Origin of the sequence: Chitinophaga sancti (genome assembly GCF_034087045.1) — a bacterium.
Classification (GTDB): Bacteria; Bacteroidota; Bacteroidia; order Chitinophagales; family Chitinophagaceae; genus Chitinophaga; species Chitinophaga sancti_B.
In genome coordinates this window covers 2,797,389-2,813,496 of the sequence record NZ_CP139247.1, presented here as the reverse complement: position 1 = coordinate 2,813,496, position 16,108 = coordinate 2,797,389, and the positions used below count along the sequence as shown (strand labels likewise).

Annotated in this window: 21 protein-coding genes; 18 read left to right on the top strand and 3 right to left on the bottom strand. The window is 35.1% G+C overall.

Annotated elements, in window-relative coordinates; genetic code table 11:
- Position 1: 1 nt before the first annotated feature.
- The 8 genes from SIO70_RS11840 to SIO70_RS11805 all read left to right on the top strand — a co-directional run bounded on the left by SIO70_RS11840 (position 2) and on the right by SIO70_RS11805 (position 6,831).
- Positions 2–1,951, top strand: a complete 1,950-nt coding sequence (locus tag SIO70_RS11840) for a S41 family peptidase (RefSeq protein WP_320581066.1) — start codon at positions 2–4, stop codon at positions 1,949–1,951.
- A gap of 24 nt (positions 1,952–1,975) precedes the next feature.
- Positions 1,976–2,128: a hypothetical protein gene (locus tag SIO70_RS11835; protein ID WP_320581065.1), complete on the top strand. Its 153-nt coding sequence runs from the start codon at positions 1,976–1,978 to the stop codon at positions 2,126–2,128.
- A gap of 48 nt (positions 2,129–2,176) precedes the next feature.
- Positions 2,177–2,329: a hypothetical protein gene (locus tag SIO70_RS11830; RefSeq protein WP_320581064.1), complete on the top strand. Its 153-nt coding sequence runs from the start codon at positions 2,177–2,179 to the stop codon at positions 2,327–2,329.
- 82 nt (positions 2,330–2,411) lie between these two features.
- Positions 2,412–2,579 carry a hypothetical protein gene (locus SIO70_RS11825; RefSeq protein ID WP_320581063.1) on the top strand — a complete coding sequence of 56 codons (168 nt, stop codon included), beginning with the start codon at positions 2,412–2,414 and terminating at the stop codon, positions 2,577–2,579.
- A 75-nt stretch (positions 2,580–2,654) separates the two neighbouring features.
- Positions 2,655–2,819: a hypothetical protein gene (locus tag SIO70_RS11820; protein ID WP_320581062.1), complete on the top strand. Its 165-nt coding sequence runs from the start codon at positions 2,655–2,657 to the stop codon at positions 2,817–2,819.
- Between the two features lie 71 nt (positions 2,820–2,890).
- On the top strand, positions 2,891–4,336 hold the full coding sequence (locus SIO70_RS11815; protein ID WP_320581061.1) for a radical SAM/SPASM domain-containing protein: 1,446 nt from the start codon (positions 2,891–2,893) through the stop codon (positions 4,334–4,336).
- 2 nt (positions 4,337–4,338) lie between these two features.
- The gene (locus SIO70_RS11810) at positions 4,339–6,060 is read left to right on the top strand and encodes an ABC transporter ATP-binding protein (protein ID WP_320581060.1); all 1,722 of its coding nucleotides are present in this window, start codon (positions 4,339–4,341) and stop codon (positions 6,058–6,060) included.
- Between the two features lie 303 nt (positions 6,061–6,363).
- Entirely contained in the window at positions 6,364–6,831 is a 468-nt protein-coding gene (locus SIO70_RS11805) for a hypothetical protein (protein WP_320581059.1), read from the top strand.
- Positions 6,832–6,893: 62 nt separating this feature from the next.
- Here the strand turns inward: SIO70_RS11805 and SIO70_RS11800 are convergent, their stop codons facing one another.
- The gene (locus tag SIO70_RS11800; RefSeq protein WP_320581058.1) at positions 6,894–7,112 is read right to left on the bottom strand and encodes a DUF6140 family protein; all 219 of its coding nucleotides are present in this window, start codon (positions 7,110–7,112) and stop codon (positions 6,894–6,896) included.
- Positions 7,113–7,707: 595 nt separating this feature from the next.
- Between SIO70_RS11800 and SIO70_RS11795 the strand changes: the two genes are divergently transcribed.
- The 10 genes from SIO70_RS11795 (at position 7,708) to SIO70_RS11750 (ending at position 15,286) form a co-directional block, all read left to right on the top strand.
- Positions 7,708–8,136 carry a hypothetical protein gene (locus SIO70_RS11795; RefSeq protein WP_320581057.1) on the top strand — a complete coding sequence of 143 codons (429 nt, stop codon included), beginning with the start codon at positions 7,708–7,710 and terminating at the stop codon, positions 8,134–8,136.
- A gap of 340 nt (positions 8,137–8,476) precedes the next feature.
- The gene (locus tag SIO70_RS11790) at positions 8,477–10,357 is read left to right on the top strand and encodes a hypothetical protein (protein ID WP_320581056.1); all 1,881 of its coding nucleotides are present in this window, start codon (positions 8,477–8,479) and stop codon (positions 10,355–10,357) included.
- A gap of 8 nt (positions 10,358–10,365) precedes the next feature.
- Positions 10,366–10,545, top strand: coding sequence for a hypothetical protein (locus tag SIO70_RS11785; RefSeq protein ID WP_320581055.1), 180 nt, complete (start codon positions 10,366–10,368; stop codon positions 10,543–10,545).
- 26 nt (positions 10,546–10,571) lie between these two features.
- Positions 10,572–10,970 (top strand): hypothetical protein, encoded by a 399-nt coding sequence (locus SIO70_RS11780; RefSeq protein WP_320581054.1) that lies wholly within the window; start codon positions 10,572–10,574, stop codon positions 10,968–10,970.
- Between the two features lie 92 nt (positions 10,971–11,062).
- Positions 11,063–11,545, top strand: coding sequence for a hypothetical protein (locus SIO70_RS11775; RefSeq protein WP_320581053.1), 483 nt, complete (start codon positions 11,063–11,065; stop codon positions 11,543–11,545).
- Positions 11,546–11,572: 27 nt separating this feature from the next.
- Positions 11,573–11,920, top strand: coding sequence for a hypothetical protein (locus tag SIO70_RS11770; RefSeq protein ID WP_320581052.1), 348 nt, complete (start codon positions 11,573–11,575; stop codon positions 11,918–11,920).
- A 122-nt stretch (positions 11,921–12,042) separates the two neighbouring features.
- Positions 12,043–12,456, top strand: coding sequence for a hypothetical protein (locus SIO70_RS11765; RefSeq protein ID WP_320581051.1), 414 nt, complete (start codon positions 12,043–12,045; stop codon positions 12,454–12,456).
- A 137-nt stretch (positions 12,457–12,593) separates the two neighbouring features.
- On the top strand, positions 12,594–13,820 hold the full coding sequence (locus SIO70_RS11760; RefSeq protein ID WP_320581050.1) for a terminase large subunit domain-containing protein: 1,227 nt from the start codon (positions 12,594–12,596) through the stop codon (positions 13,818–13,820).
- A gap of 97 nt (positions 13,821–13,917) precedes the next feature.
- A complete protein-coding gene (locus tag SIO70_RS11755) occupies positions 13,918–14,538 on the top strand; it encodes a hypothetical protein (protein ID WP_320581049.1) in 621 nt (206 codons plus the stop codon).
- Positions 14,539–14,659: 121 nt separating this feature from the next.
- On the top strand, positions 14,660–15,286 hold the full coding sequence (locus SIO70_RS11750; protein ID WP_320581048.1) for a hypothetical protein: 627 nt from the start codon (positions 14,660–14,662) through the stop codon (positions 15,284–15,286).
- Here the strand turns inward: SIO70_RS11750 and SIO70_RS11745 are convergent.
- Both SIO70_RS11745 and SIO70_RS11740 read right to left on the bottom strand, forming a co-directional pair.
- Complete coding sequence (locus SIO70_RS11745) at positions 15,279–15,851, bottom strand: hypothetical protein (RefSeq protein ID WP_320581047.1); 573 nt, start codon at positions 15,849–15,851, stop codon at positions 15,279–15,281. The two genes, SIO70_RS11750 and SIO70_RS11745, sit on opposite strands and share 8 nt — an antisense overlap.
- Before the next feature lie 5 nt (positions 15,852–15,856).
- A complete protein-coding gene (locus SIO70_RS11740; protein WP_320581046.1) occupies positions 15,857–16,096 on the bottom strand; it encodes a hypothetical protein in 240 nt (79 codons plus the stop codon).
- Between the last annotated feature and the right edge of the window lie 12 nt (positions 16,097–16,108).

The following is a 16,108-nucleotide window of genomic DNA, read 5'->3' as shown; positions in this document are numbered from 1 at the left end:
TATGAGGACCAAATTTAACTGGCTGTATGCCTTTGTGGCCATACTATGTCCAAACTTTCTGTATGCGCAGTGGAATGCTGTATACTACAAAACCACGATAATAGATACAGCGTATGATATCAGAGCTGATAAAAGTTATTCTAAAAACAGTGCATATCCATTTCCTGAGTATTATTATTTCTATCACATCAATAGCATTAACAGTGCGATTGATTGTAGCGTGGCATTGAATAAAGCTGATTTTACCACTGGCAAAGATGAGGTACTTGTATTGGAGAAAGAATTAGGTACACAGGCTCGCCTGGATAGCAGTAATATAGCAGCCAGTACGCGTTTCTATACAGCGGGTATCCAACGTTACTATATATATTTCTACAGTGTACAACTGCACAAATGGTACAGGAAAACATTTGAGCCATCGTTTCAGGGATTCCAGATACCTGCTACTTTAGCGATTAAAGACTGGGATAAGGTCGTAGCAGGCAGTACTCCTGACAAAGACCAGCTGGCCATCACTGTAGTGCCAGCCAATAAGGACTGGAAGATGATCGTGGGCGATCTTGTAATAGGTAACCAGGTTAGTTATGAATACACAGCCAATGTTCCTTTCTTTAAAGGCCTGACAAACAACGATGAGCAGGAAGTCTTTAATCTGAATAGCAATATTGTTCATCCAATACCTGGTACTGTGAATGGCAGTGGTCTTCCTGCGAGGATCTATATAAAGGGAGGAGAAAAAGAAGATAAAGCTTTATTGAAAAAATTATTGACTGCCTGTGTTGAAAATTATCCTTTTTATGCGGAAAAGAAATTATCAAAGGTTGTCGTGCTGAAAGAGATGGATGCCATCTTTGATAGCGGGAAAGATTATTGCACATTGGTAAGTGCGCTTACACAATATGTGCAGATAACATTTGACGATATGCACTTTTACCTGGAAAATAAAGGTAAGTGCCCTGCAAATAGTGTTGCCCTTTCGAAGAGCCCGGTAAGGATCATGGACATTCAAAAAAAATATACGATTGCTGCAAACTTTGATACTGTTGCCTACCCCTTTCATCTGAATGACGAAGTATTAGCAATCAATGGAAAACCAGTGCAACAGGTATTTGATAGTCTGGCACATGCGAAATATGGGAACACGGAAATTTCTCCTGTGAAAACCAATCTCATAATTTCAGCAATTCTGGATAGAGCACCGACAGACTCTAGCCTGCTTACGGTGCGACACAATGGAGTGATAACATCCTCCGTAATCCATTATAACAAAAAATATGCGATTCCAGATAATTTCAAACCCATCCAATCTGAATACCGTAGCTATCCCAATAACATTGCCTATTTCAGGATCAATGCCTGGGAACCTGCTGTTTACCTGCAATTCATCAATCATCTGCAGGATTTTAAACAAGCCAGTTCACTGATCATTGACCTGAGAGGTAATGGTGGTGGAGAGCTTTCTACGGCCATGCAGTTGTATTCAGCTTTTATTAACAAGCCATCACTTTATTTTAATTATGTTGACAATGCTCAACAACAAAAAGCTGTCAGTATTCTGCCACAAAAAGACTATCAGCTTTCTTCTGTGATGCCCGTGGTCATTCTGGGTGATGCAGTTACAGCCTGCGCATCTGAAACATTTATCAAAGCGATGAAACAGCGGGGAAATACCCATTACCTTGCTACGTCTCCTACACCCGGGTCTGTCGCTTCCAAATACGATATTATACTCCCTTCTTCGCTGATCGTGCATACAAACAGTATAGAATACAAAAGCTGTTACAGCAACCCGCAGGACATCATTGAAACCCATGGTATTAAACCAGATGTGACAGTCAACATTACACGTGTGGAAGACCTGCGTCCTTACAACGATAAAGTAATGCAGGAAGCTATAAGATATTTATCTGCAGATAAGACGGGCATTGCCGAAAACCGTCCAAAAGAGTAGGCCCCATTATTAAAACACAAAATCATGAAAGAATCAACTGAAATGCAGCGCCAGCAGCTGGTTGCTCCTGTAATCGAAGCCGTTATCATATCTCCTGTAGAAGGTGATTGCACTACCAGAAACACTTGTGGTTCTGAAAACAGCAACATCGGTGGTAGCGAAGACATCCTGTTCTAAGCGATCATTTTTAATTAAAGTATTCTCCATCTTATAAAAAACAAAATCATGAAAGAATCAACTGAAATGCAGCGTCAGCAGCTGATTGCTCCTGCAGCTACTATTACTCCTGTTTCTCCTGTTGAAGGAAGTTGCGAAACAAGAAACAGCTGCGAATCTGGTAACAGCAGCATTGGCGGTGGGGAAGAGATCCTGTTCTAAGAGATCTTTCCCCTTAGCTATCGGGTAATGCCGAAAACCGTTTTAAAAAGAGTAGGCATCATTTTATTTAAAATGTAAGATCATGAAAGAAGTAAATGAAATCCAGCGTCAGCAGCTGGTAGCTCCTGCCCTCAGCGATGGTGGAGCCTCTTTGGAGCCAACTGTACCTGAAGAAGGCGATTGCACTACCAGAAATAGTTGCACAAGTGGCAACAGCAGCATCGGCGGTGGGGAAGATATTCTCTTCTAAGCGATCCTTTCCCTTAGCTATCGGTAACGCCGAAAACCGTCAAAAATGTAGGCACCATTATCAAAACACAAGATCATGAAAGAAGTAAATGAAAACCCTCGTCAGCAGCTGGTTGCCCCTGCTACCGATGGCATTGCCGCTATAACGCTCAGCGTACCTGAGGATGACAATTGTACCTATCGGTTCAATTGTGGTTCTATTAACAGTAGTATAGGTGGTGATGAGGATGTTCTCTTCTAAACGATCATTTTCCCCTAGCTACCGGGTCATGCAGCCCGGTAGCTTATTTTGAAAAAATTAATACAGATACTATGCAATATCTTAAATCGAATTTCTACAACGTACTTGTGCCTATTGAAGAAGAGCAACAATGGTTGTTGTATAATACGTTGAACGGTGGCCTGGAAGTATTGAATGATGAGGAAGGTAAGCTACTTTCAAGTATCCAACAGGTAAGTATAGAAGAAATAAATGCCTCCCCTTTCCTCTCCTATCTGAAAGGACATGATTATCTTACTGACATCAGTGAGCCAGAGCGGGAAAATTTCATCAACAATTACAGGAATGGTAAAAAGCATTTGCATGTAAAAGAGACATCCAGTATCAGTCTTACAATAGGAACAACGATTACATGCAACATGGGTTGCCCTTATTGTTTTGAATTTGAGAAGCCTAATAAATCACTTCGCGGGGAGGAAAACATGGACGCTATTGTGAATTATCTGGAGGATATGGTAGCAAAAGCTCCGGTAGACAAATGGACTACGCTTGGTGTGGTATGGTATGGTGGTGAGCCATTGGTCAATGCTGGTGCTATTGAAAAGTTAAGTCCGAGGTTTAAAGCGTTTTGTGAGAAATATGGAATGACATATGAAGCTAACATCATTACTAATGGTTTGTTACTGACTGAAAAGGTATGGAAGCTGCTGGAAGAAAATGATGTGCACCATCTGCAGATCACTATTGATGGTCCTGAAGAGACACATAATAAAAAGAGACCTTTGAAGAATATGAAGGGAGAGAATTATAAAAAGATCTTATCGAATATAGCGATGGCACCGGATTGTATGGATATTACTATCCGTATTAATGTGGATAAGGAAATTGCACGGAGGTGGGATGAGTTCTTTACTGATCTGTATAATTACGGCATCTGGCCTCATCATTTTAAAAATGTGCATTTTGCACCGTCGTGGTTAAGACCTTATGCAGAGATCACTGAGAATGCCGCTAATGATTACCTGACAAATGAAGAATTCTTTGATGATCTGCAGGCCTTCAGATTGAAACAAGTGCAACTGTATAATAAGTGGGCAGTGACACAAGGCATGAAGCCAGCGAAGCTACAATGGAAATTGCCGGCGTTACAGAATGATTGTGGCACATGGGTGTCCCCATATAACGTGGTAATAGATCCGCAGGGGTATATACAGAAATGCTGGGAGACTATTCACGATGCGAGTAATCATATCCATCATGTGTCAGAAGGTTTTAAACCAGAGCTATTCTCAAAGTACGAGGCGTATGATAAAGTGTCGCTGAATGATATTTGTAAAAACTGTCAGATCTTACCGGTGTGTGATAAATTGCCTTGTGCTTTTGAGGCGATTAAAGAGGGAAAACCTGTATGCTCTTACTGGAAAGAGAAATTACCGGGGAGTTTGAAAGACCAGTATCTGATGTTGAAAAGACACCCTGAAACAATGGCTGCTCCTTTTAATATAAAGGTGATCAATGACGGCCATACTAATAAATAATTATGACCTGGAAAATACTACGCAGGTTTTTATCTTATCTGAAAGGTTATTGGAAAAAGGAAGTCTTGTTATTACTACTGATGTTGATCAGTAGTTTAGGTGGATTGGCATCTCCTTATATCCTGAAGATTATCATTGACCAGGCGTTCCCTTCACATAATTACCAGCTATTAGTGCAGGTGTTGGTGGTATTGACAGGGATCTATGTAGTGAGAATAGCGGCGGCTTTCTGGTCGGATTATCTATATTCATGGGTGAGTACGCATATTGTAATGGATATCAGGCAGGATCTTTTTCGCCGGTTTATTCACATGCCTATGCAGTATTATCTGAAGAATAAGACGGGAGATATTGTGTATAGGATACATAATGAGGTGGATAGTATTCAGTATATTCTGACCAATAGTATGCTGCGTTTGCTCAATAATGTACTTACCATTATTGGCTTGATAGTGGCGTTGTGCTGGCTGAATTATAAATTATTTTTACTTTCTGCGTTGGTGTTTCCGTTGATCTTTTTTTCATTGTTCTATTTTACTCCGCGTATCAGGAAGACGGTGGAGAAGTGGCGGAAAAATGAATCGGATCTGCTGGGATATTTTTCTGAATGTTTTCAGAACATAAGATTGGTGAAGAGTTTTAATGCGCAGGCGCATGAAGAAAAACGATTGTTTAAGAAGTCGTATTTACTGACAGAGACGACTTTGGAGAATACAATTTTTGTTTCGCTGAACAGGAATGTTTTAACTTTTTTTATTGCGCTGGGTCCCGTGATTGTGTTGTGGTGGGGAGGAAGAGAGGTATTGTTGTCAGGAATGACGACGGGGACTCTTGTGGCTTTTATGCAGTATCTGATGCGGTTGTATAGTCCGGCGACAGACATGTTCAGTTTGCATTCGGATATGGTGCGGGCTTCGGTATCTATGAAGCGGATTGCGGAGGTATTGGACTACCCTTCGCATATTGAGGAGTATGAGGAGAGAAAGCAGTTGGTACCCGGGGTAGTTCAGGAGGTGAGTTTGGAGCATGTTTATTTTCAGTATGATGATGTGGCGGTATTGGAGGATGTGTCTTTAAAGTTAGAGGCGGGTAAAAAGTATGCATTGGTGGGTGAGAGTGGGTGTGGGAAGAGCACGGTCACAGATCTGATTTGTCAGTTTTATAAGCCGGGGGCAGGGAGTATTACGGTGAATGGGAGGCCGATGGAGGAGATGAATCCGTATAGCTGGATGGATAAAGTGGCGGTGGTTAATCAGGAAAGTTATTTATTCCATGATGGGATATTGGAGAATATAAAATATGGGCGGAATGAGATAGAGAGGGATGAGGAAGCAGATGAGGTGATGGCGAAGGTGGGCGTGAATTTGCAAAATGAAAATAGTAAGAGTTTGTCTGGTGGGCAGAAACAGCGGATTGGGATTGCGAGAGCGTTGTTAAAGAAGGCGGAGGTTTTCATTTTGGATGAGTCGACATCGGCGATGGATAGTATTGGAGAGCGGGAGATATTTGGGAATATAAAGGAGTTTTTTGAAGGGAAGATGTTGTTATTGATAAGCCATAGGGTAAGTTCAATTATGGCGATGGAAGTGGATGAGGTGATATGTATGAGGAAGGGAAGGATTGTGGAGAGGGGGGGATTTGAGGAGCTTTGCAGGCGGAGGGGATATTTTTGGGAATTGTTCAGAGGGCAGTTGGAAGTGATGGGGGAAAGGGTGGAGATATGAGGGAATAAAAAAGGTTCATAATCGATGATTATGAACCTGGTAATTTTGTGGAGCTGGCGGGAGTCGAACTAATTTGTCCAATAATCCCTCCGATATAATAACATGCTATAATTTGCATAATATACTTTCGTCTCTATAATGGGCAAAGTAACCTAATTAGTCTCTTTTTTCCTAAATAATTTTCCCAATCAATTCTGCCGCAATAAATCATCCCATAATATACAGATTATACTTATTTGTTAAAGAAATGTTAAGTGTTGGGTTTGGTATATCATTTGACCAATTTGAAAGCAAAAAAGATATATGACACCTGCCTTAGTAAAATTTCAAAAAAGGATGGTATACACTGATATAACTTCCGATCCATTAATAGGAAAAGTTAACGATTGGCTTATTTCACTCATAGGAAGTTATGTTTGGGATGCATACGACCTAGAATCACAAAAAAGAATGGAAGAAAAAATAAATGGCTGGCTAAAACAAGAACTTTCTACCATTCAAAAAGTCCATTTTCTTAAAGATGATTCTAAATTTTATAAAATTGATTATTTAGAAGCCAGCGTGCAAATTAATAAGTTTGATTCTAAAGAAAACCTGTATGAAATTATCTTAACTCTAACTTCAGACTGGTATACTATATTAGATTCATTGGGTAACAAAATACTAGTTCACAAAAAAACAGATAAAGCTATTGAAAACGAAGGGTTTAAAGAAACATTCTTCCTTACTTTACCTGATGATATTTCCTTTGGTGCTTATAAAAAACCATAAACACACAAGAGATTATAGAAAGGGGAGACTTGATATTGCTCCCTTTTTCGTTTCTTCACTCATTAGCTGATTTTAACAACTTCAATATAAACCGAACTGACCGCATTAGCTTTCTTAATATCCACACCGTACCTACGCATAAACGCATCAATTACTTCTTTACCTCCGTTTGTGATTAAAGGTGAACTATATTGAGAAGGAAAATCAACCGTCATTCCTTTTTCTAATCGCACCCCATTCACAGTTCTTGATGACTTAACAGTAGCTTTAAACAATGCCATATTTAGGAATTTTATTGAATGATGAATATATAAATTATTCTATTAAATGTCAACTAATTGTAATCAGTTTTAACCCCTAAATGCTAATAAATCAAAAAATATCATTCTTTGAATTACCTGGTTAGCTTTTATGTATGAATCGAAATTTGGAGCTAAAAAGTATCAAAGAATTGATTTGTATGTAATGTATGGTTAGTGGAAATTATTTGCTTTAGGAAATTTTTAATAAAACCCGTCACAAATATGATAATATAATAAGGATAATTATTCCTTCAGTTAATACCTAATCTATTAACCCCTTTTTAACCTGTATAAAGGGTATGTCACCAAACTCCCTTATTGTTAGTAAGATAACCATATAGAGATAATTATATAAAAGAAGTAGATATAAGAATATGATATAGATAAATAGTAGAAAGTAATATATAGATATACATTATTGATTGTGAATAGATAGTTAAGGAATATTAAAAACCGGCTTTTTAACCTGGATAATTACCATTGCCTTAAAACACCTTACAACCGTGGATAATTAGCATTTTATTCAACTCCTTAATTTTATTTAATTTTTGCATAGCTCATTATTTAAGAATTAATGAAGCTACTCCCTACTGCACATTGGATTGAAGGAGATATATTTGATAAATCAATTTGGGATAACATTTTGGATCAATATGGAAAGATTGATTGTATTATATCTAATCCTCCATTCGGTAAAATAAGCAAGTCAGATAGCAATAGAAACTGGTTAAAGTACACTGGTGCTGAAATTGATATTGCTAGTATTGAGGTAGCATTAAAGCATAATGACAATGTATCAATGATTCTCCCAGCTAATAGTTGCACATTCAGCTATTCAGGCATGCCATATTATCAAGATAGAGAGAATAAGAAAATTGAAAAGCTAAAAAAAGAAACTGGATTGTCATTTGTCATGTGTAATCCTGGAATAGACACTACTGCTTATTCTCAATTCAAGAACACCAAAATCACAGTTGAACATGTTGACTTTATTGTTGAATAAAAAGTTGAAAATTTAATTTTAAACAGCCATAAAATATTTTCAAAAAACGTCTGAAACACTTACTGGTATTGATTAAAATAAATTAATTGTTATTTGCTTTTTGTTTTTAGAATCGATATATTTGATTATAGGGTTGAGGGAAAAACAAAAAAAATATTTCAACACTATTTAAAAATATGTCGTGGTTTAAGTACGAAAGAAATTGCTACTTAAACTATCAGCAAAAGAGGTAATTTATTTATTGTAGTATAAAACAATGCCCCGTTTATTCATATTCGGGGTACTTTTTTTAAACAAGAAATAAATAATTAATTCCGGAACTACAATAAATAATATATTAATGCAAGAAAAGAACTACAGCTTCATTTTACCAGAAGGATTGATTGAGACTATTCAATCAACATTAAAAGGAAAAGGACAATTTAAATACACAAAAAGAGGGAAACTAACACAGGATAGTATCAATTTGCTATACAAGTACCTGTATGTACCAAATTATTTATTGGAAAGCAAGATAGATAAAAGAGACTCATATAAAAAAAATGGAGTAGCTATCAATTTTACTTTGCTTAAAGATACACTTAGCCTATCAAGCGAAGAAACTAAAGCTATTCTTAATTACTTTATTAAAGAAGGGATTATTGAATTGGTTAATCAATATGTGTATTGGGGATTTGGAAGCAAAGAAAACAAATCAAGAACTTATCGTTTTACAGAAGAATGGGATAATAAAAAAGTATATAATCATGAATGCCCTAACGATTCTACTTTCATTAAAAAAAGATTGATTGAAAAAAATTGTTCAAAGAAACAAAAAACATCAAAATCCCTTACAAGTATAGCAAATGATGATATTGTAAATTATCAAATGAAAATGTTTGAAGAATCGGTAGGCGTGCATCAAACTGTACATGATTACTTTTCTTCGATGAAGGAAGAAGTAAGGTTTGATGTTAACCATTTCTATTTGCATTCAATATTAAAAAAAGAAAATAAATTCAAAATAGCCAGACCTGTCAAAGATTCTCGTTTGTATTCTCCTTTAACATCAATCAAACGTGAACTAAGACAATACCTAACACTTGATGGTAAACAATTGATTGGTTTAGACGTAGTTGGTTGTCAGTTGTTGTTGTCTGCAATTGCCGTAGAGAATTATTTCAAGAGCAATTACAAGGGTGTTGAATTGCCTGATGACATGATTGAATACAAACAAATATCTGAAGCTGGTTTGTTGTATGAAAAACTAGCAGAACAGGAAGGAAAAACATCAATGCTTCAAAAAGATAGATCAAAATACAAACAACGTCTTTACAAATTATTTTTCTTCAGCAAAAATAGCAAGAGGCCAAACAAGCTACAGCAAGCCTTTAAAGCATTATTCCCAAGTGTGTTTGATATGATTGTAGAAATTAAAACTAACCATAATTACAATGAGTGGGCTAAAATTATGCAGGAAGTAGAATCTGTTTTGATGCTGGATTCCGTTAGCAAAAAGTTAATTGAAAGAGGTATCAAATTTTTGAACTTACACGATGGCATTTATTTTTCAACTTTAGAAGATTTAAAAGTAGGAGAAGAAATATTGATCAACACATTCAAAGAAAATGGTGGGGTAAATGTTAAAACAAAAATTGAACAATACGAAGAACCTACTGAATTCAAAGAAGAAGAAACAGATAGTAATGTAACTAAGTTTGAATCAAAAACTAACATCAAATTGGAGAAACATTATTTCAAATTGGGTGACACTTATTTCAATGTGAAAAAACTTACAAGGAAAACAGATGCAAAAGGTAGTAAGAGTAAGAAGTTGAGTATGAAACAGTTTATCAAACTATATGAGCAAAAGAAAGCAGTTGAGCAGGGAATTGATGAACAAACAATTGAATACAAAGAAACTAAAATAACAAATATGATAGAATACAGCAGCATGGTTTTTAAATCAAGGTGGATTTATCAACAATTCATTGAGATTGAAAAATTAACAGGTATACAATTAGAACCTAGTAAAATTGATATATACAATGAATATGATTTCAATGACGAATGGGCATTTCGTTTTGGTGGGGAATATTCGTCTTCAATCCGTAACAAACACACTAACATGTTTGTGTCGTATGGTGGGTATAAACAATATCCTATCGAAGAATTTGTACCAGACATCATATCACTAATCAAAGAAGAACAACTTCTTATTCAATCAGTTGCAGCTAAATAATACAAAAAATGGAAAAGCAACAATTAAAAGTAATCGTACATAATAAAAAAGAAGAAGTACCGGAAACAAAAAAGTTGAAAAGTGTTTGGGGGTCTAAAGAAAGAATAGAGTGGCTTAGGCAAACACCTAAGTCTTATCAAACGAAAATAATTAACATAGACGATTACAAAAACCAGTATCAAAAGTGAATTAACAAACAAATAAAAACAAAAAAATGAAAACAGAATTAGAAAAACAATTGCAGCAAAGCGACGAGTATTATGAATACATTGATGGATTAATCAAAAAATTCGAAATTGAAAGTGATGAAGAATTGGAAGAACTACTAAAACCATCCCCCCTACAAGTATTGACTAGCAACAACATGACAATGCGAACGTATAAGGACATTCAGAAACAATTTGAAGAAGAAAAAGCGCTGCACTTAGAAATGTACGGTCCTGATTACAGAACAATTGAGAGGGAATATGATGATATAGACATTGATTCCTATGTCAAAAGTTTTCAGGAGGAAGATGAAATAGATGAAGAAGAATACAAAGCATATCTGATTAGTATTCACCAGGAGGAAGAACCAATCAGGGAAGAAATATTAATCTTCAATTCCCTCTAACATTTCATTTGACTAAGAACCACGACTATTTAAGGTTAACCCAATAAAAGGAAAGCACTCATTCATATTTAAAAATAAAATAACAAATATGAATGAGCTTGAATTTCCCACAAGATTTAATAATTGGAAGAACTGTTGAAGCCCAATTGGCAGCACTTTTTGAATCAGCTAACTACACTACCATCAACACTAGAGATAAAGAAGATTTTCCTGATTTTGATTTGATTGTTACACACCCTGAAGGCAAAGTAACCACCATTGAAGTGAAGTATGATAAAATGGCTTCACATACTGGTAATGCAGCCGTAGAGTATCAAAAATTAAAAGACAATCAAATAATTCCATCGGGTATATCAGTTTGTAAGGCTGATTTTATTGCTTACAAATTTAATAATGATACCAACTATTATTTTATTCCTCCTTCTGATTTGAAAGAACTAATCAACAAAAAGAAATACACCCGAACAGTAAACGGTGGTGATGACAAAAGAAGTGTATTAGCGTTATTCAATTTACCTTCTTTCAAAAATAATTGTGAAAAACTTAATTACTCCGTTCTGAAAAGTATAGGATAGTAATATTTAAAGAATAAACAATTAATAATGGAAAAAAAAGAAGGATTTGAAAAGATACAACAGTTACTCCCAATCATATATCACTACTATCAAACTAAAGAAATACCAGTAACATTTGATGAAGAAAAAAGAAAAATACTCACAGATGTATATTCCCGTTTCGTATTGCCTGGTGCTATATTTTCAGGATTCAATTGTAAATCCTGTATCGTCAGCGTATTTGAGTTGATCGAAAGTTTTTGGAATAGAGAATATCCCAAGTATCAACAAGAACAACAAAAAGAAGCTAATACAGGCAATTTGAATTCAACCAAAGAAACTATATCGCAAAAAGAAATTAAACCTATTAAAAGGGCTAAGAATAGTAAGAAGTAATTGCTGATTTAATATTTCCGATTGAGCTGTTTCATTTTATGGAGCAGCTTTTTTGTTTTGAAAGTATTTAAAAAGAGGGCCAACCCAATCGTTTTTTACGCCCCCATACGAAATTAATATCAATGCGAAGTAGTCAATTCAAACAAGGTAATCCCGGCAAACCAAAGGGAGCAATTAGTAAAACAGCAAAGTATATACGCGATTTTTTGGCTGATGTAATGTTGGATAATTTACCCCAATTACAGGCTGATTTAGACAAGATGAAGCCAAGGGATAAGTGGGCTATATTAAAAGGACTAAGTGATAAATTCCTTCCGGATTTAACACACACCGATTTAACATCTAGCGTAAATGGACAAATCAAGTTTGTTGTCGAATATATAGATGAGAAACCAGTATACCAAACAATTGAATTAATCAATGATGATGAACCAAAATTGATTGATTCAGAAGTAGTGCGTTTTGAACAGTTAGATGAAGTGAATAACCTGGTACATGTCTCACCCAGAACCGAACCTAATTCAGCCAAAGATTAATTTAACATTGTTTATCAATTAGTTATAAGTATAATAGTATTATTTATAATTAATTGGTTACCTAATTGGTTACAAAAATCGACGCTTTTATAAGATGTTAAAATAATAATGAATATATAAGTTAACCCCAATTTTTAATGTATGAACAGGAAATAACCCAATTAAGAATTCAATTAAAACGACCACATGTTAACCAGCAAAAAGTAATTGATTGTAATAGTAGGTTTATTGTATTGCAGTGTGGTAGAAGGTTTGGAAAGTCAACAGTTGCACAAATAATAAGTGTCAAAAAATTACTATCATCCCCTAAATCATTTGTAGGTTATGTAGCACCAACTTTTGACCTATGCAAATTGTTTTATAAAGAGATAATTGAAACATTACCTGCTCAATTAATTAAATCTGAAAACAAGGCTGAATTACAGATTGAATTAATTAATGGTTCTTTTGTTAAATTCCATTCAGGTGAGGCTTTGCAATCATTTAGAAGTAGAAAGTATCATTTAGTTATAATTGATGAAGCAGCGTTTATACCTGATTTGAAAGATGCTTATGAACAGGCTATTAGGCCAACATTAACGGATTTTAAAGGTCGCTGTATTTTCATATCAACACCTAACGGTAAAAATTATTATGATAGCTTATTTGAGCTTGGTTTAAGGGGTGAAGATGGTTTTACATCGTTCCATTTTACCAGTTATGATAATCCACATATAGACCCATCTGAAATTGATTTAGCTAAAGCGACCTTACCAGAAGCAGTATTCAATCAGGAGTATTTAGCCTTATCTGGTGAAAATGCCGGTAATCCTTTTGGTGGTATGAATACTATTAATAAGAATGTAGTATCAAACCTATCCACTAATGAACCAATTGTTTTCGGAATCGACTTAGGAAAACAGAGTGACTATTCAGTAATAATTGGCCTTGACAACGATAAGAAGATGTGCTATTTTGACCGATTTAGGTTTGATTGGAACATCACCAAGCAAAGAATCAAATCATTGAATTTAAGGTATCCTAAAGCCCGTTATATAATTGATGCAACGGGTTTAGGTTCACCAATTGTAGATGACTTACAATTAGCAGGAGTTAATAATCTAGTTCCTTTCAAATTCACTGGTACTTCTAAACCTCAAATCATACTTGAATTGATATTAGCGGTTGAGAAAGGTGAAATAACCTACAATGAATTAACCGCGAAGGAAATGTCTGTATTTGAGTTCACGACAACGGTATCAGGCTATATTCGTTATTCGGCTGCTTCGGGATACAACGATGATTGTATTGCCTCATTAAGTTTGGCAAACAGCTACCATAAACATTGCAAGAGAATATCGGATTGGAAGCTATATAGATGTTAATGTCACCAAAACACCTCATTGTTAGTAAGATAATTGTAATGAAGAAAATTGTATGAATAATATGAATGATAGAATATTTAAAAGAATAAACAATTGAATGAAGGATATTGAATTAATAATAAAGAACTTACCTACAAGCTGGAAGGAATTAAAACTTAGAGATTATTTGAAAATCGTTGATGTTAGCCTAATTGAGTATACTAATGATATATACGAAGCGGATTTTGTTAAACTAGATAACGCTATTAGGGTTTTATCTTCTCTTACCGGTTTAACTGTTAATGAAATTGAAGTTCTACCCGTATCATATGTGAATCAAATGGTTGCTAAGATTGCTTTCATGGACAAACTGCCATCAGAAAGGATTAAACCATCTTTCAAAATTAAGAGAATTGAACAAATCACCTTTGAAGAATATGTTTCCTTCTTAAACTATACCAGTAAACCAGAATTAATATTCCCTAATCTGGCAAATATCATAAAGCAATTTTCAACTACTCCATTTACAGAAGAAGAAATTGAGAATTTAAACATGGAAGATGTTCTTGCTTGTTTTTTTTTGTCAAAGAAGCAATTAGGAAAATCATTGACCAATTTAATACTACAAACAGTGAAGAAGTTAATGAGAATAAAGGCCAAACAAGTAAAGGTTCATTTGCTGAAGAAGTTGCAATGGGGAAAAAAGAATATCAACATCGATACGGATGGTATTGGTTAGCAAAAGAGGTAGCCGACTATTGTAACACTACCTTCTTTGAAATTATGAATAGATCAGCATTGGAAGTAGTGGGTTTAACCTTAATTATACAGAATCAAATAGAATATAAGAACATGAAGTAATGGCACAATCATTATCATCAGCCAGTAGAAGAGCAATACAACAAAGCAGAATTGACCAGTTGGGAAATTTAGGTACTTCAAGAAATTCATTTGAAGCGGTATCGGGCGCTTTAGAAGAAGCTATTGGTGACTTCATATCCCGCGTAAAGGATAATATCAATTCTTCAGGTTCTTCTACTACTGGTGCTATTCAAGATATAGAAATGAAGGTAGAAGATAATAGTATCAAAGTGTATGGTAATGATTACTTATTGTACCAGGATAGAGGGGTATCAGGGGTTAAAACTAAACGTAACACCCCTCACACTTATACTGACAAAAGACCTACGATTCAGCCAATTATTGACTGGATAACCACAAAGAATATTCAATTGCGTGATGAAGAACGTTATCATGGAGAGCCTAGCAGATTCGCACACCTGGATGATGATAAGAAAATTGAAAATGCAGCATGGGCAATAGTTAACAAGATTTATTACCACGGCTTTGAAGGGAAAGGTTATTATTCAAAAGAAATTCCACAGTTAATTAATGACCTGAAAAGTCAATTTGCCAACTTTTGTGTTCAACAAATCAGCCAGCAAATTGATGTTAGGCAAGATGCTACGAGGGTAATAATTAAATAAGGTTAATATTTCCAGATATAAGTTCGGACAGTAATGCAATCGATGCCTCTGACAGATTGCAGAGCATACGGAAATCAAAAAATAAGTCTTTCGTATCTATTTCATGGAAGTAACGAAACTCTTGGAATGTCAACCTATTATACTGTAAACTTTTTCTTATCTTTTCGATGTGGCTTAGCCCATCCGAATTTACATAATCGGCTATGTTGTTTGTTGTACCTGTTTGCCCAACGAATATATTAAATTCGGGATACTTGTAATTCGTCGCAACACAACTAACAATTGAATTCTGGTAAGAGGAGGGTAGCTCATCAAACAATTTTAACAAGTCGTGTCCTTTAACTGTTCTTCCTAAATACATCAGAAGCCCTTTAAATGCTAATTCCAGAGAGAATGATATATTGGTTGCCGCGAATGGAACTTTAGTTATTACTTTATTAGATTCAATTTTGGCCTTTTCAGAAAATATGTTTTCATATGCAAATTTAATACCCTCACTTAAGAATTGCGCGCTTTGATTGAGTATGAATAATGGGCTATTTATCTTATCTTTTGGTATATCCATATGTTTTATCTTTTTCCAATTTCTTTTAGTATTTCGTCAATTTCAAAGTCCAAATTTTTTACCGCTGAACCTAACAAAGATTTATTCAGTATTACCCAATCCCCTTGTCCATTTTTCCAAGCAAGTAAATCAGAAGTTACGCCCATATGACTAGCCTGAATATTACAATAGCCAAAACTACTACGTTTTAAATCAAAATAAAGTTTAACCTCGTCATTCATTACTGTTCTTTCAAAGTTTTCCATACATGATATTTA